The sequence below is a fragment of the Sphingomonas plantiphila genome (assembly GCF_046000505.1).
GTDB lineage: Bacteria > Pseudomonadota > Alphaproteobacteria > Sphingomonadales > Sphingomonadaceae > Sphingomonas > Sphingomonas plantiphila.
This window is the reverse complement of record NZ_JBELQC010000001.1, coordinates 2111827-2131361: the sequence shown is the minus strand read 5'-3', so window position 1 is coordinate 2131361 and position 19535 is coordinate 2111827. Positions and strand designations below refer to the sequence as shown.

General features: G+C 67.3%; 21 protein-coding genes. 9 read left to right on the top strand and 12 right to left on the bottom strand.

The window, feature by feature from the left end:
* Positions 1–116: 116 nt before the first annotated feature.
* The 3 genes from gltX (at position 117) to ABS767_RS10095 (ending at position 3129) form a co-directional block, all read left to right on the top strand.
* Positions 117–1547: a glutamate--tRNA ligase gene (gltX, locus tag ABS767_RS10105; protein ID WP_408078229.1), complete on the top strand. Its 1431-nt coding sequence runs from the start codon at positions 117–119 to the stop codon at positions 1545–1547.
* Positions 1548–1576: 29 nt separating this feature from the next.
* Positions 1577–2851: a citrate synthase gene (gltA, locus tag ABS767_RS10100; RefSeq protein WP_408078228.1), complete on the top strand. Its 1275-nt coding sequence runs from the start codon at positions 1577–1579 to the stop codon at positions 2849–2851.
* Between the two features lie 86 nt (positions 2852–2937).
* Positions 2938–3129, top strand: a complete 192-nt coding sequence (locus tag ABS767_RS10095; protein ID WP_408078227.1) for a hypothetical protein — start codon at positions 2938–2940, stop codon at positions 3127–3129.
* A gap of 4 nt (positions 3130–3133) precedes the next feature.
* Here the strand turns inward: ABS767_RS10095 and ABS767_RS10090 are convergent, their stop codons facing one another.
* Genes ABS767_RS10090 through ABS767_RS10080 form a run of 3 tightly spaced genes read right to left on the bottom strand, consistent with a single transcriptional unit; the run spans position 3134 to position 4758 of the window.
* Positions 3134–3910 (bottom strand): sulfite exporter TauE/SafE family protein, encoded by a 777-nt coding sequence (locus ABS767_RS10090; protein ID WP_408078226.1) that lies wholly within the window; start codon positions 3908–3910, stop codon positions 3134–3136.
* 7 nt (positions 3911–3917) lie between these two features.
* On the bottom strand, positions 3918–4439 hold the full coding sequence (locus ABS767_RS10085; protein ID WP_408078225.1) for a rhodanese family protein: 522 nt from the start codon (positions 4437–4439) through the stop codon (positions 3918–3920).
* 4 nt (positions 4440–4443) lie between these two features.
* Positions 4444–4758: an ArsR/SmtB family transcription factor gene (locus ABS767_RS10080; protein ID WP_408078224.1), complete on the bottom strand. Its 315-nt coding sequence runs from the start codon at positions 4756–4758 to the stop codon at positions 4444–4446.
* A 74-nt stretch (positions 4759–4832) separates the two neighbouring features.
* On the opposite strand from ABS767_RS10080, the gene ABS767_RS10075 reads away from it, so the two are divergent.
* Positions 4833–5699 carry an MBL fold metallo-hydrolase gene (locus ABS767_RS10075; protein ID WP_408078223.1) on the top strand — a complete coding sequence of 289 codons (867 nt, stop codon included), beginning with the start codon at positions 4833–4835 and terminating at the stop codon, positions 5697–5699.
* A gap of 9 nt (positions 5700–5708) precedes the next feature.
* Here the strand turns inward: ABS767_RS10075 and ABS767_RS10070 are convergent, their stop codons facing one another.
* Both ABS767_RS10070 and ABS767_RS10065 read right to left on the bottom strand, forming a co-directional pair.
* A complete protein-coding gene (locus ABS767_RS10070; RefSeq protein WP_408078222.1) occupies positions 5709–5831 on the bottom strand; it encodes a hypothetical protein in 123 nt (40 codons plus the stop codon).
* A gap of 109 nt (positions 5832–5940) precedes the next feature.
* Positions 5941–6333, bottom strand: coding sequence for a MerR family transcriptional regulator (locus ABS767_RS10065; RefSeq protein ID WP_408078221.1), 393 nt, complete (start codon positions 6331–6333; stop codon positions 5941–5943).
* 69 nt (positions 6334–6402) lie between these two features.
* On the opposite strand from ABS767_RS10065, the gene ABS767_RS10060 reads away from it, so the two are divergent.
* Entirely contained in the window at positions 6403–7140 is a 738-nt protein-coding gene (locus tag ABS767_RS10060; protein WP_408078220.1) for a MauE/DoxX family redox-associated membrane protein, read from the top strand.
* A gap of 4 nt (positions 7141–7144) precedes the next feature.
* On the opposite strand, the gene ABS767_RS10055 is transcribed toward ABS767_RS10060, so the two are convergent.
* The 5 genes from ABS767_RS10055 to ABS767_RS10035 all read right to left on the bottom strand — a co-directional run bounded on the left by ABS767_RS10055 (position 7145) and on the right by ABS767_RS10035 (position 13428).
* The gene (locus ABS767_RS10055; RefSeq protein WP_408078219.1) at positions 7145–8359 is read right to left on the bottom strand and encodes a S41 family peptidase; all 1215 of its coding nucleotides are present in this window, start codon (positions 8357–8359) and stop codon (positions 7145–7147) included.
* Between the two features lie 5 nt (positions 8360–8364).
* A complete protein-coding gene (locus tag ABS767_RS10050) occupies positions 8365–9741 on the bottom strand; it encodes a sensor histidine kinase (protein ID WP_408078218.1) in 1377 nt (458 codons plus the stop codon).
* Positions 9738–10856, bottom strand: coding sequence for a DUF2336 domain-containing protein (locus tag ABS767_RS10045; RefSeq protein WP_408078217.1), 1119 nt, complete (start codon positions 10854–10856; stop codon positions 9738–9740). Before ABS767_RS10045 ends, ABS767_RS10050 begins: the two co-directional genes overlap by 4 nt.
* A gap of 35 nt (positions 10857–10891) precedes the next feature.
* Positions 10892–12058, bottom strand: a complete 1167-nt coding sequence (locus tag ABS767_RS10040) for a hypothetical protein (RefSeq protein WP_408078216.1) — start codon at positions 12056–12058, stop codon at positions 10892–10894.
* Positions 12059–12231: 173 nt separating this feature from the next.
* Complete coding sequence (locus ABS767_RS10035; protein ID WP_408078215.1) at positions 12232–13428, bottom strand: exo-beta-N-acetylmuramidase NamZ family protein; 1197 nt, start codon at positions 13426–13428, stop codon at positions 12232–12234.
* Positions 13429–13533: 105 nt separating this feature from the next.
* Here ABS767_RS10035 and ABS767_RS10030 point away from each other — a divergent pair, with 105 nt between their 5' ends.
* Complete coding sequence (locus tag ABS767_RS10030; protein ID WP_408078214.1) at positions 13534–13980, top strand: DUF4126 family protein; 447 nt, start codon at positions 13534–13536, stop codon at positions 13978–13980.
* 58 nt (positions 13981–14038) lie between these two features.
* Here the strand turns inward: ABS767_RS10030 and ABS767_RS10025 are convergent, their stop codons facing one another.
* Together ABS767_RS10025 and ABS767_RS10020 are read right to left on the bottom strand one after the other, a co-directional pair.
* Entirely contained in the window at positions 14039–16432 is a 2394-nt protein-coding gene (locus tag ABS767_RS10025) for a TonB-dependent receptor (RefSeq protein ID WP_408078213.1), read from the bottom strand.
* Positions 16433–16584: 152 nt separating this feature from the next.
* On the bottom strand, positions 16585–17103 hold the full coding sequence (locus ABS767_RS10020) for a DOMON-like domain-containing protein (protein ID WP_408078212.1): 519 nt from the start codon (positions 17101–17103) through the stop codon (positions 16585–16587).
* 129 nt (positions 17104–17232) lie between these two features.
* Here ABS767_RS10020 and tyrS point away from each other — a divergent pair, with 129 nt between their 5' ends.
* The 3 genes from tyrS (at position 17233) to ABS767_RS10005 (ending at position 19533) form a co-directional block, all read left to right on the top strand.
* Positions 17233–18459: a tyrosine--tRNA ligase gene (tyrS, locus tag ABS767_RS10015; RefSeq protein WP_408078211.1), complete on the top strand. Its 1227-nt coding sequence runs from the start codon at positions 17233–17235 to the stop codon at positions 18457–18459.
* A 112-nt stretch (positions 18460–18571) separates the two neighbouring features.
* Positions 18572–18910, top strand: coding sequence for a PilZ domain-containing protein (locus tag ABS767_RS10010; RefSeq protein ID WP_408078210.1), 339 nt, complete (start codon positions 18572–18574; stop codon positions 18908–18910).
* 65 nt (positions 18911–18975) lie between these two features.
* On the top strand, positions 18976–19533 hold the full coding sequence (locus ABS767_RS10005) for a hypothetical protein (protein WP_408078209.1): 558 nt from the start codon (positions 18976–18978) through the stop codon (positions 19531–19533).
* Positions 19534–19535: the final 2 nt, after the last annotated feature.

The following is a 19535-nucleotide window of genomic DNA, read 5'->3' as shown; positions in this document are numbered from 1 at the left end:
GGCAAGCGGCGCGAAATCCCCCCGATCCACTGCGGTTTGATGCCCGCCAAACTGCGTGCTAGGGCGCGCGCGGGCCCGTCCGGCCCGTCTTGCATCCTGTTGGAGGTCGCGCGGTTTTGAGCGCAGTTACTGAGCCCGCTTCGGGCACGTCCATCGTTACGCGCTTCGCGCCCTCGCCCACCGGTTTCCTGCACATCGGCGGCGCGCGCACCGCGCTGTTCAACTGGCTGTTCGCCCGCCACCACGGCGGCAAGTTCCTGTTGCGGATCGAGGATACCGACCGCGCCCGCTCGACCGAACCCGCGATCGCCGCAATCCTCGACGGGATGCGCTGGCTCGGCCTCGATTGGGATGGCGAGGAAGTCTATCAGTTCGCCCGCGCCGACCGCCATGCCGAGGTCGCGCACGCGATGCTCGAGAGCGGCCATGCCTATCGCTGCTGGATGAGCCAGGAGGAGATCGCCGCCCAGCGCGAAGCGGCGCAGGCGGCGAAGCAGCCCTATCGCATTCGCAGCCCGTGGCGCGACCGCAGCGACGGCCCGCTCGATCAGCCGCACGTCGTGCGCATCCGCGCCGAGCGTGAGGGCGCGACGACGATCCGCGATCTCGTCCAGGGCGAAGTGACGGTGCAGAATGCCGAGCTGGACGACATGGTCCTGCTCCGCTCGGACGGCACGCCGACCTATATGCTCGCGGTGGTGGTCGACGATCACGACATGGGCGTCACCCACGTGATCCGCGGCGACGATCACCTCAACAACGCCTTCCGCCAGCTCACCATCCTGCGCGCAATGGGCTGGCCCGAGCCGACCTATGCGCATATCCCGCTGATCCACGGCGCGGATGGGGCGAAGCTGTCGAAACGTCACGGCGCGCTGGGGGTCGATTCCTATCGCGACGAACTCGGCGTGCTGCCTGAGGCGCTGTTCAATCACCTGCTCCGCCTCGGCTGGGGCCATGGCGATGCCGAGATAATCGACCGCGCCCAGGCGATCGAATGGTTTACCCTCGACGGCGTGGGCAAGTCGCCCTCACGCTTCGACCTCAAGAAACTCGACAGCCTCAACGGCCATTATATCCGCGCCGCCGACGATGCCCGGCTGGCTGAACTGGCGGCAAAATCCCTTCCGTTCGAACCCAGCGCGGAACAGCGCGATCTTCTGCAGCGCAGCATGCACGCGCTCAAGCCGCGTGCGGCCAGCCTGATCGAAATCGCAAACGGTGCCGCCTTCCTCTTCGCCATGCGCCCGCTCCGGATCGACGCCGATGCGGCGCCGCTGCTTGAAGGCCCGGCACGCAACCTTATTTCGCAGTTGCACAGCGCGCTTGACGCGGTGGCGGACTGGAATACGGAAGCACTCGAAACTGCGGTACGCGAAGTTGCGGAGTCGGCGGGGGTCAAGCTGGGCGCGGTGGCACAGCCATTGCGCGCGGCGCTTACCGGCAAGCGCACCTCACCGGGGATTTTCGACGTGCTCGTCCTGCTGGGACGCGACGAGAGCCTTGGACGTATTGCGGATCAGATGACGGCCTCCCCGGGCGAATGAAACGGACGGCTGAAGGAAAGGAAGTGACGATGACCGAAACCACGCTCAACATGGGGGACCAGGCCTACCCCGTCCGGCAGGGCAGCGTCGGCCCCGAGGTCGTCGATATCCGCAAATTCTATGCCCAGACGGGCAAGTTCACCTATGATCCCGGCTTCACCTCGACCGCGTCGTGCGAGAGCGGCCTCACCTATATCGACGGCGATGCCGGCGTGCTGCTCCACCGCGGCTACCCGATCGACCAGCTGGCCGAACAGTCGAGCTTCATGGAAGTCGCCTATCTGCTGCTCAACCATGAGCTGCCGAACAAGGACGAGCTCGACAAGTTCACCTACACGATCAGCCGCCACACGATGCTGCACGAGCAGCTGGCGACCTTCTATCGCGGCTTCCGTCGCGACGCGCACCCGATGGCGATCATGTGCGGTGTGGTCGGCGCGCTCTCGGCCTTCTACCACGACTCGACCGACATCACCGATCCTCAGCAGCGGATGATCGCCAGCCACCGGCTGATCGCGAAGATGCCGACGATCGCGGCGATGGCGTACAAGTACAGCGTCGGCCAGCCCTTCCTGTATCCGGACAATTCGCTGTCCTACACCGGCAACTTCCTGCGCATGACCTTCGGCGTCCCGGCCGAGGAATATGAGGTCGATCCGGTCATCGAAGCGGCGATGGACAAGATCTTCATCCTCCACGCCGATCACGAGCAGAATGCATCGACCTCGACCGTGCGTCTCGCCGGCTCGTCGGGCGCCAATCCGTTCGCGTGCATCGCGGCGGGCATCGCCTGCCTGTGGGGCCCGGCGCATGGCGGCGCGAACGAGGCGGCGCTCAACATGCTGCGCGAGATCGGTCATCCCGACCGCATCCCGGAATATATCGCCCGCGCCAAGAACAAGGACGATCCGTTCCGCCTGATGGGCTTCGGCCACCGCGTGTACAAGAATTTCGACCCGCGCGCGAAGGTACTGTCCAAGGCCGCGACCGAGGTTCTGGACAAGCTCGGCATCAGCGATCCGGTGCTCGACACCGCGCGCGAGCTAGAGCGGATCGCGCTCAGCGACCAGTATTTCATCGACAAGAAGCTCTACCCGAATGTCGATTTCTACTCGGGCGTGATCCTGTCGGCGATCGGCTTCCCGACGACGATGTTCACCGTGCTGTTCGCGCTGGCCCGCACCGTCGGCTGGGTCGCGCAGTGGAACGAGATGATCAGCGATCCCGACCAGAAGATCGGTCGTCCGCGTCAGCTCTACACCGGCCCGACCCAGCGCGATTACGTGCCCGTCGGCCAGCGCTGAGGCAGACTCGCCTTGCATGAGAAAGGGGATCGTCGCAACGCGGCGGTCCCTTTTTCGTTTTGAGGCTGTTCTGATCCGGAGATTCCATGCGCCGCACGATCATCGTCCTCGCCGGAATTGTCGCCATCCTGATCGGCCTGCTGTGGGTCGCGCAGGGGCTGGATCTGCTCAACTGGCCACCGCAGAGCTTCATGGTCGCTGACCGGCAATGGGCACTGCGCGGCGCGGTCCTCGCCGGCGTCGGCGCGATCCTGGTCGCGGCGATGCGCCGCCGCTGACCGGTCAGCGCGCGACGATCAGGTAGAGGCCGACCACGATCACCACAATCGCGAACATCCGCTCCAGCAGCCCCCTGCGCGCCGCCAGCCGCTTGCCGAGCGCGATCCCCGTCGCTGCTCCCGCCACCCCACCGACCAGCATCAACCCGGCGACACGCCAGTCGACATAGCCCGACAGCGCATAAGAGCCGGCGGTCGTCGCGCCGAGCGCGCTGACCACCACCAGCGAGGTTCCCGCCGCATAGGTCAGGGGCATCCGCGTCGCCGCGATCAGCGCGGGAACGATCAGGAACCCGCCGCCGATCCCGAAAAAGCCCGAGGCCAGCCCCACCCCCAGCCCCGCCGGAACCAGCCGGGGGACGAGGTGCCGCGCGGTATCGCGCGTCAGCCGGACGTCGGGCATGTCGACGCCACGCCGCCTGCGGAACATCGACAGGCCGACGCCGATCATCAGCAGCCCGAACAGCATCAGCAGGCGCTCGCCGTCGACCGCCTTGCCGATCTCGGCACCGGCCGCCGCGCCGACCATTCCGGCCGCCGCGAACAACAGGCCACAGCGCCACTTCACTGTTCCCGCGCGCGCATGGCCGACCAGTCCCGCCAGCGCATTGGCGGCGACCGCCACCGCCGCCGTACCGATCGCCGCATGCGCGGAGGTCACGCCGACGCCATGCACGAGCAGCGGCACGGCCAGGATCGACCCGCCGCCGCCGACCAGTCCCAGCACGAGCCCGATCAGCGCGCCCGATGCGATGGTCGCCAACAGGATGGCGGCGCCCATGCTGGTCTCACCCGGCCTGCAGCGCGCGATTCCACGGCATCCGCCGCAGCAACAGCGCCATACCGCACCAGCCGGTCGTCCCCGCCAGCGTCAGCCCCGCCCCGACAAAGGCCGAGAGCCCAAAAAATCCGGGATGGACCAGAAAGCCGAGGACGACGCCGATTAGCGTCAGCATTCCCGCGCCGATCTGCACCTGGCGCATCAGGTCTAGTGGCTGCCGGGTGTCGACCGCTGTCGGCAGTCCCGCCTTGCGCCAGCCGTCGATCCCGCCGTCGAGCAGGTGGCAGGGCGCGTCGCCCGCCGCGGCGCGCAACGCTTCGGCATTGGCCTGGGTCCGCATTCCCGATCGGCAATGGAAGACCAGCGGACGCCCCAGCGCCGCCACCTCACCGATCCGCGCCAGCGGCACATTGATCGCACCCGGAATCTTCTCGCGCGCATGCTCGTCCGCCTCACGGATATCGACCAGAACCGCGCCGGCCTCCACTTCGCGCCGCGCATCGGCAGGCGCAATCGCCCTGATCGTCATCGCATCAATCCTTGCAATAGAGTTGGTAGAGGGTGGCGAGCAGCGCCTCGGTCCGCGGATCGGCGATACGGTACCAGATCGTCTGCCCCTCGCGACGGAAGGCGACGAGCCCCTCGTCGCGCATCCTGGCGAGGTGCTGCGACAGCGCCGACTGCGACAGCGCGACGTCGCGCGCCAGGTCGGTGACGTTCATCTCGCCATGTTCGACGAGCTTGCACAGCACCATCAGGCGGCGGCCATTGCCCATCGCCTTGAGCAGCGCGGCGACGCCGTCCGCCTTCTTCGCAAAGGTCGCGAGGTCCATCGGAGCCTTGAGCATCTGCACTTCCTTACATTAGGTATTGCTAATTTAGATCATGCTTATATATTGTCAAGCATCGAATGGAGGAAGCCATGCAACCCGTGATCGAAGCGTTCTTCGACGAACCGACCAACACCATCACCTATCTCGTCGCCGACCCCGCCACGGGCGAGGCGGCGGTGATCGACCCGGTCCATGATTTTGACCCCGCCAGCGGCGAGGTCGATTCGGCCTCGGTCGATCGCGTGCTCGCCACGGCGGAGGCGCGCGGCTGGCGGATCGCGATGGTGCTCGAAACCCATGCCCATGCCGACCACCTTTCCGGCGCGCCGCTGATCAAGGCGCGGACGGGGGCATGGATCGGCATCGGCGAGCATATCCGCGACGTGCAGAAGATCTTTCGCCCCGTCTTCGACCTCACCGATCTCAAGACCGACGGGTCGGACTTCGACCGGCTGTTTGCCGATGGCGACCGCTTCATGCTGGGCGATCTGGAGGTGACGGTGATGCACGTCCCCGGGCATACGCCCGCCGACATCGCGTATCGCATCGGCGACGCGGCGTTCGTCGGCGACACGTTGTTCATGCCCGACTATGGCACCGCGCGTGCCGATTTCCCGGGTGGCGACGCGCGCGCGCTGTACCGCTCGATCCGCAAGCTGCTGTCGCTGCCCGACGCGACCCGGCTGTTCCTGTGCCACGACTACAAGGCGCCGGGACGGGAGGAGTATCGATGGGAGACCACCGTCGGCGAACAGCGCCGCGCAAGCGTGCATGTCCATGACGGGGTGAGCGAGGACGATTTCGTCGCGATGCGCGAGGCGCGCGATGCGACGCTGGCGGTGCCGAAGCTGCTGCTGCCGTCGATCCAGGTGAATGTGCGCGGCGGAAAACTGCCTGAGGCAACGGCCAACGGCGTTCGCTACCTGCGCATCCCGGTCAAACCGCGCGCAGCGTAGCTCGCCGCATCAACCCGAAGCGTCGGCGCTCCGGCGCTTGGCCGCATGCGCGCGCGCCTTGGTCACCAGCGCATAAACGCACACACCGAGCATCAGCGCGATAACGGAGGAGAGTAGATAGGTGATGAACATATGGAGTTCGATAGGTAATTCCCGGCCAGTTGAAGGGTGCTCTCCCGACCAACCATCGGGCGAGCCATAAGGTTGCCGATGGCTTCGCCCGCTCCGCTTCCTCTTGAGATCAGAACGCCTCCAGGATCGGACATCCCTCCCCTTCACCAGCCGCGCAACGCCGCGCCAGCCCTTCCAGCGCCGCGCGCGCCTGCGCCAGTGCCGCCATCTGCGCATCGATCGCGGCGATGCGGCTCTGCGCGATCGCCTGCGCCGCGGCACGATCCTCCCCGGCGTCGAGCTCCAGCAGCTCGCCGATCTGCGCCAGCGTGAATCCCGCCTCTGCCGCACCGCGGATGAAGCGCAGCCGCTTCACGTCCGCCGCGCCGTAGCGCCGCACACCGCCGGCCCGCGGCGGTTCGCTCAGCAGCCCGCGCCGCTGATAGTAGCGGATCGTCTCCACCCCCACCCCGCCGGTCTTGGCCAGCGTGCCGATGGTCATGTCGGAAGCATTCGCGGTCATGGCTTGACTCCGTACTATGGTACGGACCCTATCTGGGGGTGGCACGTTCGCGATCCAAGGAGTGACCCGATGCCCGCCCGCCCCACCGCCACCCTTTATCGCATGGTCATGCCCGGCCACATCTGTCCCTATGGCCTCAAGTCCAAGGCGCTGCTCGAGCGAAAGGGCTTCACGGTCGATGACCATTGGCTACGCACGCGCGCGGAAACCGACGCATTCAAGGCCGAGCACGACGTCAAGACGACGCCCCAGACCTTCATCGACGGCAAGCGGATCGGCGGCCATGACGATCTGCGCCGCCATTTCGGCCTGCATGTCCGCGAAAAGGGCGAGACCAGCTACGCGCCCGTCATCGCGCTGTTCGGGATGATGGCGCTGATGGCGCTCGCCGCCAGCCATGCCGCCTATGGCACCCCGTTCACGATTCGCACGGCCGAATGGTTCATCTCGTTCAGCATGGTCGCGCTCGCGATCCAGAAACTGCGCGACGTCGAGAGCTTCTCGACCATGTTCCTTGGCTACGACCTGCTCGCCCGACGCTGGGTGCCCTATGCCTATCTCTATCCCTTCGCCGAGGGGCTGGCAGGCATCTTGATGACCGCGCAGGCGCTGCACTGGCTGTCGATCCCGCTTGCCGCCTTTATCGGCACGGTCGGCGCGGTGTCGGTGTTCAAGGCGGTCTATGTCGAGAAGCGCGAGCTCAAATGCGCGTGCATGGGCGGCGACAGCAACGTGCCGCTCGGCTTCGTCTCGCTCACCGAAAATGTGATGATGGTCGCGATGGCGCTTTGGATGCTGCTGCGCTGAGCGATCAGCCCGCGGCCATCATCCTCTGCGCCTCGGCGATCCCGGCCGCTAGGATGTCTGCGCCATCGGGTACCGCCACATCGGGCTCGAGCAGCCAGCGCGGCCGGTCCTGCACGTCATAGACCGGCTCGGCCGAATATTGCAGTTCGAGCCCGCTGCGGTCGAGCCGCAGCGGAAACACCGCCGCGCCCAGACGCATCATGCGCGTGCCGACGATGTGCGCACGCCCCAGGCCGCGCATCCCCATGGGAAAGCCCTCGGCCATGCTTGCGCTCCAATGATCGCACAGCACGACGACGGGGCGCTCATAGGTGAACGGCCCGCGCGGCTCGACCATTTCGGTCCAGGCCGGCCCCAGCCCCGCGCCGGCCCGGCGGCGCATCCGTGCGTAGGGCCGCGTCTGCGTGATGAACCGCCCCATGATCGGGCGCGCCACCGCCGTGTCGCCGCCGCCATTGTCGCGCACATCGATGATCAGCGCGGGCGCTTCGCGGAACGCGGCGAGCCCCGCATCGAACGCCGCGATCGCGGCATCGTCGGAGAAGCTGTGGATCGCGATCAGCCCGATGCCGTGGTCGAGACGGCGATGGCTGACATCGGGGACCTCCCCGCCCTGCCGCAACGGCAGCGCCACGTCGCGCACCATCGCCCCGCGCTGGACCTGCAACCGACGCGGGGTCGCCCGCCCGCCCGCGACAACCGAATTGATGACGAAGGCATCCGCCTCCGGATCGCGCCGCGCCTGACAACGCAGTGCCGCCTGGCGGATCGCTTCCGCGACCGGTTGTCCCTCGATCCCCGTGACTAGGTCCCCGATCGCGATGTCGGCCGCGCTCGCAGCTGAGTCCGCGCGCACCGCGGTGACGCGCAGCGCATCCCCATCCCGCGCCACGATCAGGTCGAACGGCGGCATCCGCGGCGTCCCATCCGGCGCGGTGCGGATATTGGTGTGCGGATCGTACAGCTCGCCCAGCGCGCCGCGCATCACCACCGCGAACGCATCCCAGTCGGGCGCGGCCAGCGCCATCGGACGGTAAGTCCGCCGCACCGCCGCCCAGTCGGTCGCCTTCTCGCCGAAGAAGCAGTAGCGCGCCGCCAGCGTCTCCCACATCTCGTCGAAATCCTGCGCCATCGAGATGTCGTGTGGCGGCTCCTTCGCGAACGCAGGAAGGGTCAGGCCGGCGGCAAGGCCGGCTAGCGTCACACGGCGGGTGGGCATGGCTGTTACTCGCGGGCTGGAAGCGTCAGAACGAACCGCGCGCCCTGTCCAGGCGCGCTGTCGACCGTGATATCACCGCCCATCGCGCGGGCAAGCCGGCGCGCGATATAGAGGCCGAGGCCGCTTCCACCCGGCTCGGTCGGATCGACGCGGCCGAACTTCTCGAAGATGCGCGCCTGATCGTCCTCTGCAATCCCCTTGCCCTGGTCCGCGACGATCACGCAGCCAAATGGGCCTTCGCGCTCCATCCGCACCCACACCCATCCACCGGGGGGCGAATAGCGCACTGCATTGCCGATCAGATTGACCATGATCTGCAGCACGCGGCGGAACTCGCCGGTGGCGGGCATCGATTCGTCCGCCTTGGGCTTGTCGATCCGCACATCGGCCTCGCTCGCGCGCACGGCGAGCAGCCCGGCGGCGCGGCGCGCGACATCGGCGAGGTCGATCGGTTCGGACTCCACCTCGAAATCGTCGCGCTCGATCGCGCTCAAGTCCGCCAGATCGTCGACCAGCGACAGCAGATGCCGCCCGGCATTGGCGATATCGCCGGCATATTCGGCATAATCGGTCCGCAACGGCCCCTCGACCTGCGCGCTGATACTGTCGGCATTGGCGATGATCCGCGTCAGCGGCTGGCGCAAGGCGCGGTCGAGCCGCTGGCCGAATTCGGTGGTGAACACCGCCTCGGGCGGCGCGGGTGGCTGGGCGGGCGCTTCCGCCTCCGGCTCATCCATCTCGGCGGCACCGGTAAAGCCGGCAAAACGCCCCTGCGCATCGATGCGCGGGCTGGCCGACAGGCGTACGCGCTTGCCCGTGCCGCGCAGTTCGGCGATCTGCCCCTCGAACCGCGACTGCTCGGCCGCAGCGGTCAGGATCGGCAGCGCGCCCTCGTCATCGGCCTCCAGCGCAAACAGCAGGGTCAGCGGCTGGCCCAGCATCTTGCCGGCGTCGAACCCGTGCAGCGCGCCCGCCTCGATCGACAGGTGCGTGATCCGCATCGCCGAATCGGTTTCCCACACCCAATCGGCCTCGGCCCGCAGGAAGTCGCCCTCGCGCGTGCTGTCCTCCGCTGCACGCCACGCCGCACGCGGGCGCCATCCGCTCACTTCGATCCGCACGCCCAGTTCGTCGGGCTCGGCGCGGACCCACAGGTCGATATCGTCCTCGCCGTCCGCCGCGACGATATTGCGCGAGATGGCGATGCCCAGTCGCTGGGTCAGCCGCGCGATCGCCGCGATCTGCGGGATCGCCAGCGGTTCGCCCTGCTTGCCACCCGCGCGCGCGTTGAGGTCCGCCAGCCGTGGCTCGGCTTCGACCAGCCGCCCGTCCCGCCCGACCCGGCCGATGGCGATCGGCAGATGGGGATCGATCGCGTTCATGCGGCGCTCCCCAGTGCGATCAGGGCCGTGCGATAGTCCGCGGGCAGGCGCAGCCGCGCCATCGCCTCGCGCGCGTCGTCCACGCCCACCGCCATGATCGTATCGAGCGTATCGGCGAATGCCTCGATATCGCGGCGCGGATCGGCTTCGGTCAGCGCCAGCCCCAGCCGCGCGATCGCCGCGCGGTCCAGCCCCAGCGCGCGCAGCGCCACCCAGAGCTGGCCGCTCTCGGTATCGAACGCGATCCCGCGCGCGACCGCATAGTCCACGCCCAGCGCATGCGCGAGCAGCGCCGCGAACAGCGTCACGCGCCGGTCGCCCAGCGCCTCGGTCATCAATTCGGCAAGTTCGTCCGGTCGCGCGTCGATCGCCACCGCGAGGCGCATCACCGCCGCCTCCAGCCGGTCGCCCTCGTCATGCGCGGCGAGGCTGCGCTGCGCCGCATCGGCCAGCGCGCGGTCGAGCACGGCGGCATCGGCCGCATCGACTGCGGTCGATTCGCCGACCCGCAGCCGCAACGCCGCCGCCACCCACCACACCAGCTTGTGGTGCAGCTCGGCCGGCAGGTCGGTCTGCGCTAGCGGTCCGTCCTCGGGCAGGCTGCGCCGCCGGCTCTCGGCGATCAGCACCGCCATCGCGCCCTGGGCAAGTACCCGGTCGGGATGCTGGACGAAGCGGTTGATCAGGCTCGGACGCTCGGGATCGTCATGCGCCTGCACCGGCATCGCGTTCGCCAGCAGGTCCTGTCGCACCTGTGCGATCAGCTCGGTCATGAGCTCGCGGTCGCGCAGCACCCCTGCGGCCTGCAGCGCCGCCAGCGTCCCATCCGCGCCAGCCAGCGTATCGGCCAGCCCCCCCGCGCCCTGCGTCGCCAGCTGGCGCACCGCATGGCCGCGAATCTCGCCCTCGATCGTCTCGACGAGTGCACGGATCAGCCGGTCCAGCGCGACGCGGCTCCGCTCGTCGAGTCGGCCCGCTTCGGGCAGGAAGAAATCGTCGATCGCCGTCGCCAGCCCGCGATATGCGGCAGCGTCCGCGCTCGCGACATGCGCGAGCAACGTGCGGGCGCCCCGATCGGCGGCGCCGTCACTCATGTCGACATTCGGGTCGGACATGGTCTCCGAAATAACGGAATGCGGTTAAGAGCGAACTAAGGCTTTTCCCGCCGCGCCTCAACCGCTGCGGCGAGCGTGACGAATGCGTAGATCGCAATCGCCGCCAGTCCCCAGCTCGCCCGGTCGGCGATCGCAAAGGGCGTCGCAATCAGCAGATACGCCGCCGGACTGCCCCACCAGCGACGGATCACTGCCTGCGTCCGCTCGGCGATGGCGGTCGCGGCAATCGTCACCAGCGCCAGGATCGCGCCGTCCAGCGTCTTGTCGATGCGCATTTCCATCAGGCCGAGCGCGCCCACCACCGCGCCGACGATCAGGCCGATCAGCGCTTCCTGGGTCAGCGCCCGCTTCTCCTCGCCGCGCAGCGCCGACAGCGCCGCCCCGGTCGCCAGCGCCGCCACCCCGGGGATCGCGACCGCCGCGCCCCAGGCAAAGCCGAACGCGATCAGCGCGGTCGCGCCCGCCCCGGTCAGCGCGCCGCCGATCATCAGCGCCCAGCCCGGCACGCCCTTCTCGACCACCTTGGGCAGCACCCAGCGCGCGATTCGCGTGAACACCCAGCGGTCGGCCCAGCTCGTCCGCCGCTCGGTCAGCGCCGCCAGCACCGCATTGCTGCGGCTGGCGAGCGCCGCGCCCTCGCGCTCGACGCCATGCCCCGCGCGCAACGCTCCCGCCGACAACGCCACCTGCTGCGCCCCCGCCTGCACGATCGCGCGCAACAGCGTCGACTGAAAATCATAGTCCGGCGGAAAGGCGGAGATGTCCTTGATTCGCTGCGACGGCGTGCACGCGACCCCCGCCCAGCAATTGCGTGCGTCGATCCGCTCGAGCGACGCCGCGGGCTCCTGCGTCACCAGGATCGCGTCCTTGCCCTCATGCGCCATCTTGTCGATCACATCGTCGGTGGTGACCAGCCCATCGGCGATCACCACGACCTGCGCCAGCGGATGCGCCCGCGCCGCCGCCTCCGCCGCCGACCGCACGATATCGACCGGCACGCCGCGCTTTGCCGCCCGATTGACCGCGCCGAGCAAAGCCGGGGTCACGCGCGTGACGGCGACCAGGATATGCCCCGCCCCCGCCCCGATCAGCAGCCGCGCCTGATATTCGAGCAGCGTCATGCCCCCGAACGGAAGCGTCGCCGCAAGCGTCCCCGCCCGGTCCCCCGCATCCTCGGTCGCAAAGATCAGCCCCGCCAGCATGACGATCCGGTTAGGCGAATTGATTCGGCGGGGGAAGTGCCGCCGTGCGCCCAAATCCCCTCGTCACCCCGGCCCTGTGCCGGGGTCCACCGGGCGGCAGGCGCGAAGCAAGAGGCTGAAGCATCGGGCACGAGGCCAGGTGGACCCCGGCACAAGGCGGGGGTGACGTGCTTTTAGTAGAGAAGAAACCGCGCGCGCGCCTCGACCCACGCCGTCTCGTCCGCCCCGGCAGCCGCATCCAGATCGCCCGGCGCCGCCGCGGAATCATCGACCCATTCGCGCAGACCCGGCCCGCCATTGATCACGTCGATCGCCAGCTTCTCGAACTCATATTCATACGGGAAGTCCCTCCACAGCGCGTAGTCGGGGTACAGCGACCGGATCGCGCGGAACCCCAGCGCCTGCAGGCGCCACGGGTGGAACGCATCATGGTCGTACCCCGCCCCCTCGGCATGGATGAACACGCCGTTGCACAGCGCGCCGACATGCTTGTGGAAGGTCGGCTGGAACCAGAAGTCGCGCAGCGTGCAGCCCGCGGTCCACTCCGGCGCGATCCGCCGCATCTCGGCGATCACCGCCTTGCCGTCGATGTCCGGCGCGCCGAACAGCTCGAGCGCCCGCGTCGTTCCGCGCCCTTCGGACAGCGTGGTGCCCTCCAGCATCACCGTCCCGGCATAGGCGCGCGCCATGTTGACGTTTGCCGCATTCGGGCTGGGGTTGATCCACACCCGCTCGGGCGGCCAGCCAAAGCCCGGTGCGGCATCCGGCTCCCACCCCTGCATCGCGATCACGCGATACTCGACGTCGAGCCCGAAGTGATCGATGAACCACGCGCCCATCTCGCCCAGCGTCATGCCGTGGCGCATCGGCATCGGCCCGGCGCCGACGAAGCTCTCCCACCCGGGCAGCAGCGTCAGTCCCTCGACCGGGCGCCCCGCCGGGTTGGGGCGATCGAGCACCCACACTTCCTTGCCATGCGCCGCCGCCGCCTCGAGCATGTACAGCAATGTCGTGACATAGGTGTAGATGCGGCAGCCCAAGTCCTGCAGGTCGATCAGCACCACGTCGAACGTGTGCATCGACTGCCCGGTCGGCCGCCGCACTTCGCCATACAGGCTGAACACCGGCATCCCGTAGGTCGGGTCGGTATAGTCCGGCGACTCCATCATATTGTCCTGCAGGTCGCCGCGCACGCCATGCTGCGGCCCGAACACCGCCGACACGTTCAGCCCTGCCGCGACCAGCGCGTCGAGGCTGTGGGTCAGGTCCGCCGTCACCGACGCCGGATGCGCGAGCAGCGCGACCCGGCGGCCCTTGAGGTGTCCGAGAAGCGCGGGGTCGGCAAGCAGCCGGTCGATACCGAATTCCATGCGTGCTGGGTGCCGGGACTTGGCGCGCAAAGCAATCGGCTTTGTCGCGATGCGGCGGACCCGTCCCACGCTTCATCCGTTGGACGGGCAAAGGAAGGACAAAAGATGCTCAGATCGATCCTGCTCGGTCTCGCCGCCGGTTCGCGCGCGATGACCCCGCTGGCCGCTGTCGCCAATGCCGCGCGCGCGGGGCGGTTGCCGCGCGACAGCGCTGCTCCCGCGCTGCTGGGGCATCCGATGGTCGCGGCCGGATCGGGTGCGCTCGCGCTGCTCGAACTGGTCGCCGACAAACAGGATACGACGGGCGACCGCATCGTCACCCCGGCGGTGGTGGTGCGCACGCTCAACGCGGCGTTCGCAGGCGCCATGCTGGCCCCCCGGCGCCGACGCTGGGCCGCAGCGGCTATCGCCGGCACGACTGCCGCAGCCGCTTCCTATGTCAGCTGGCGCCTGCGCAAGGCCGCGATGGAGCGCCACAGCCTGGCCACGACCGGCCTGGTGGAGGATGCGATCGTCGTCCCCGCCGCCATAGCCGCCGCGACGGCCCGCTGAACGCGGACGGAACAGGGAGGCGCCCCGGTTGCCCGGACCGCCTCCCCGCTTCAACCGATCAGAACGACGCAGCCACCTGCACGTACCAGCTGCGCGGGCGGGCATAGATCCGCTCGGCATAGCCCAGCGTCGCCAGGCTGGCGTTGCCCTGGATCAGGTAGCGTTCGTCGAACACGTTGTTCACCCCGCCGCTCACCTCGATCCCGTTGTCGAGCTTGAGCGTCAGCGACGCGTTGCCGAGGAAATAGCCGTCCTCCTCGATCAGCGGAATGCTCCCGGTGATGAAGGTGATCTTCGACGTGTAGCTGCCATCGACCCGCGGCGTCAGCGTGGTGCCGCCGCCCAGGTCGATCTTGTAGCCGATGCCGAAATTCGCCTGCAGGTCGGGCGTGAACGGCAGATCGTCGTTCGGCGTCACCGTCGCGGTCGCACCCGGCACGGGCGTGATGCTCTTGATCTTGTCGTCGAGGACGCTGAACCCTGCGTCGAGGATCAGGCCCCAGGGCGCACGATAGCTCGCCTCGCCCTCGAGCCCGCGGATGCGCGCCTCGCCGGCATTGAACAGCAGCGGCACGACGCCCTGGCGGAAGATCAGCTGGATATCCTGATATTCGGCCTGGAACGCGGCGAAGTTCAGCCGCAGCCGCCCGATATTGGTCTTCGCGCCGATCTCGTAGCTGGTGACGCTTTCCTCGTCGAACGGCACCGGCAGATTGCCCGCGGGCGCCGCGTTGTACCGCGTGTTGTACCCGCCCGACTTGAAGCTCTTGGCGTAGGACGCATAGGTACTGATCGCGTCGCTCCAGCGATACTGGATGCTCGCCGAACCGGTCAGCGCCGAGAAGTCCTGCTTGAACGGACGGTTGAAGATGAAGAGCGGCCCGCCCTGCGAGGTCGCCAGCGTGGGCAGCGGATCGGGGTCGGGCTGGGTCGCCGGGAACAGGTTGAGCACCGTCCCGCGATAGGTCTTGCGGTCGCTGGTATAGCGCAGGCCGCCGCTGACCTCGAGCGCGTCGGTCACGTTCCACGTCACCTCGCCGAACGCCGCAACCGAATCGGTCTTGAGGCGCGAGAGCTGAAGGTCGCGCGACCCCGGCCCGCCCGCCAGCAGCGATCCGATCACCGGCGGCGAGGGCGGGAAGGCGAGCGGAACGGTCGCGCGCTCGTCGGTGACCTCGTTGAAATAATATCCGCCCACGATCGCGTTGACCGACCCGAAGTCGAGCTGGAGCTGGACCTCCTGGCTGAACTGCGCCGATTGCGCACCGACATCGGTGGTGATCAGCAGCAGCGGCGTGTTGTCGCCGTCGCGAATGCCGCGCGATTCGGTCTCGCGATAGGATGAGATGAGCTTCACCGACGCGACATCGGTCAGCCGGATATTGGCAGTGGCGCCGACGCCCCACACTTCCGACGTGCTCTGCACCGGCGCGGTGCCGCCATTCACGAACGGCCCGCGGTTCTGGAAGTCGTTGGCGCAGCGCGCGTCGTTGATCATCGGCACGTTGGGCGCGCCGAAGCGCGGGTCGCCCGGCGTCAGCGGCGCGAACGGGATCGTCGCGCCCGGGCAGCCCGCCGCGACACTGGCGATCGCCGCGACCGGCGCCTGTTCGTTCACCCCGGCAAAGGTGAACGGCGCGCCATTCTCGTCCTGCTTGCTGTAGTCGGCGCGCAGATACAGGTCGAAGTCCGACGACGGCTCCCACAGCATCGACGCGGCGAGCGAGTAACGGTTCTCGTTACCCAGATCGAGCCCATCGAACGCGCGGATGACATAGCCGTCGCGCTTGCGCACCCCGGCCGACACGCGCGCCGCGACCGTCCGGCCCAGCGGCACGTTCACCACGCCAAAGCCTTCGATCAGATTGTCGCTGCCGCCGCGCACGCGCGCACGGCCGCTGAACTCGCCCAGGATCGGCCGTTGCGTTCGCACCAGGATCGCGCCGCCGATGGTGTTGCGGCCGAACAATGTCCCCTGCGGCCCGCGCAGCACTTCGACCCCGGCGATATCGCCGAAATCGATCGCCCCGCCGACGGCGCGGCCGAGATACACTTCGTCGAGATAGACGCCGACGCCCGGATCGACCGCCGCGGTCGGGTCGACCTGTCCCACGCCGCGGATGAACACCACCGACGACGCGCTGTTGCCCGACAGCTGCCCGGCAGGCTTGAACTGCAGGCTCGGCGTGATCCGCTCGAGGTCCTGCGTCTGCGTGATCTGGCGGTCCTGCAGCATCTCCGCACTGAATGCGGAAATGGCGACCGGCGTATCCTGAAGGCTTTCCTCGCGGCGGCGCGCGGTGACGACGATCTCGTCGGCGGCTGCCGGTGCGGCCTCCTCCGCCACGTCCTGCGCAAGCGCCGGGGCGGCCGCGGTAAAGCTCAGAAATGCTGCAATTGCAGTGATGCTGGATGCGGCGCGGCCACGCGCGCGAAACTGTTCTCGGCCCATCGTCACACTCCCCTGTCACCCGCGATTCTTGGCGATCTGCGGTGCGATACTACTCACATCCGCAATTGTTCTTGTCAATAACAGTTATGCGACGAAACTATTCGGGCGGCGCACAGATGGTTTATCTTTGCAACGATCTAGTGTCAGCGCGATTACGGTGCCGGCAGTTCCAGTACGAACCCGTCCGGATGGTGAAAATCCGGCTTGTCGGACGGATGCGCCAGCGCCCAATAGGATTTGGTACCGTCGGTCTCCTCGATCACGGCGGAGAGTGCGATCGCGGTGCTGACGCTAGGCAACCGCGGCATTGCCTCAACGGCCAGAAAGAAATGCGGAGGTCCCGGCGTCACCCAGATATCTGGATCCTCCGCGGGGAAATCCTGCATCCCCGATCGATATCCATCGAACGAATATGCCGCCCAGCGAAAGGACGGTGAGAAATTGAATTCGAAATAGGCGTCGCCACCGGCCGGCCTGGCAAACAGCTCGAAGCAAGTCGTTTTCCACAGCCCGTCGGTCCGCTCGGGGCTGGCCGCAGGCGGCAGCAACAGAGAATTCGACGCGACATGGAACTCGCACCAGAGCTCGCCCGGGATTGGGGTCGTCGATAGGTGAACGGAGACCCGCTCGACGGCAGTGGCCGGGGTATCCGGGTGGCAGATCAGTTGCACCCTATGCTGAACCATCCCCACTCCCAGCCCCGTTCGCCCTGAGCCTGTCCCAACCCAGTCGCCCCGTCAACGAGCCATCCCAGCGAACAGATGACTCGCCGCCCCACCTCGGCTATTCGCCCGCGCACCATGACCGAATACGCATCCGATCTGCTCCGCACCCTGTCCGACCGTGGCTACATCCACCAGGTCACCGACGCCACCGCACTCGACGCGCTGGCCGCCAAGCAGATCGTGCCCGGCTATATCGGCTTCGATCCCACCGCGCCCTCGCTGCATGTCGGCAGCTTGGTCCAGATCATGCTGCTTCGCCGCATGCAACAGACCGGGCACAAGCCGATCGTGCTGATGGGCGGCGGCACCGGCAAGATCGGCGACCCGAGCTTCAAGGACGAAGCCCGCAAGCTGATGACCGACGAGGTCATCGCGGCCAATGTCGCGTCGATCAAGACGGTGTTCGAGAAGTTCCTGACCTTTGGCGACGGCCCCACCGACGCGGTGATGGTCGACAATGCCGACTGGCTCGACAAGCTCGAGTACATCCCGTTCCTGCGCGACATCGGGAAGCATTTCTCGATCAACCGCATGCTGAGCTTCGACTCGGTCAAGCTGCGCCTCGACCGCGAACAGTCGCTGTCGTTCCTCGAATTCAACTACATGATCCTCCAGGGCTACGACTTCCTCGAGCTGTCGCGCCGCGCCGGCTGCCGCCTGCAGATGGGCGGGTCGGACCAGTGGGGCAACATCGTCAACGGCATCGAACTCTCGCGCCGCGTCGACGGCACCGAAGTCTATGGCGTCACCACCCCGCTGATCACCACGGCGGACGGCGGCAAGATGGGCAAGACCATGTCGGGCGCGGTGTGGCTCAACGAAGACGCGCTCCCCGCTTTCGATTACTGGCAGTTCTGGCGCAACACCGACGACCGCGATGTCGGCCGCTTCCTGCGCCTGTTCACCGATCTGCCCCTGGCCGAAATCGCCCGGCTCGAAGCGCTGCAGGGCGCCGAGATCAACGAGGCGAAAAAGATCCTCGCCACCGAAGCCACCGCCATGTGCCGCGGCCGCGACGCCGCGCTGGCGGCCGAGGAAACCGCGCGCAAGACCTTCGAGGAAGGCGCCTCGGGCGACGCCCTCCCGACCCTGTCGGTCAGCGGCGAGATCAGCGTCGTCGACGCGCTCGTCGGTCTCGGCTTTGCCGCGTCGAAGGGCGAAGCCCGCCGCCTGATCAAGGGCGGCGGCGCGCGCATCGATGGCGAAAAGGTCAGCGACGAAGCCGCGACGCTCACCGTCCGTGCGGCGGAGGTGCGCGTCTCGGCGGGCAAGAAGCATCACGGACTGCTCCGCGCGGAATAATCGCCCACGTAGAACTACGTAAGTAACTACTGGTAACCAATCTGGTTGCGGAGGTGTTTACGCTCGCCAGCCTACCCACATTGGTATCGAGCCACGAATCCTGGGGTCCAGTGTGAGTTACCAGTTCTCGTCCATCGTGCGCGCCACTGCGGTCGACACCGACCGTCGGACCAGCGACCGCGACGAAGTCCACTACCGCGCCCGCGCCTTCGGCCCCGATGCCCAGCCGCAAACGCTGCTGATCGTCAACATCTCCCCTCACGGCCTGATGGCCCGCTGCGAGCACCCCTTCGCCGAGGGCGACCGGTTGCGGGTCATGCTCCCCGTCGCCGGCGCGGTTCCCGCCGAAATCCGCTGGGCGCTCGGCGGCCGCATCGGGGTAAGCTTCGACCACGCGGTCGATCTGGCGAGCTATTACGAGCTCCTCGCGCAGATGCTGAAGGCGGGCTGAGCACCCATTTTTCAGTGGCCAATCTTGTAGATGCGGGATTGCGACAGCCCCGCTATCGTGCGCTGATGACCTTCGAGGAATGGGAATCGTCTAACAACGCGCCGGAAATGCTCGCGGCGCTGCACGCCGAACAACCGCGTTTTCTACGTAAGCAGGTGCCGCAGTTACATCGCTTCCTCATTGCTTGCTGCTGGAAACATCAGAATCTTATCCCGCAAGACGGTTTGAGAGATGGCTTGCGAGGCGCCGAAGCTTGGATTGCAGGGAAAATCAGCAAGGCGGAGCTGAATAGGCTGAACTGGTACGCTGAAGCTGATGCGTTCAGGATCGATTATGCGAAATCTCCAGAAGAGATTTCCGAAATACGTTTGATGATCGACGGGATCGAAGAACTACGTCAGCTTCCCTTCGAGACAGCGCGCCAGAAGCTGCTCGACGCTGCATATTTCGCGGAAGGCTCGATGATCTACCCAATGATCGAACGCCTTCCTTGGGTTGAGAGTCTGCTCACATCTCAGTTTCTGTGTGCCGATTTGCTCAGAAAATATATAGCCCCGCACTTGGCGGGGCACCCAGACCGCAAGGGTAGCAAGGGGTTTATATACCAGCTATTTCGGAACTAATG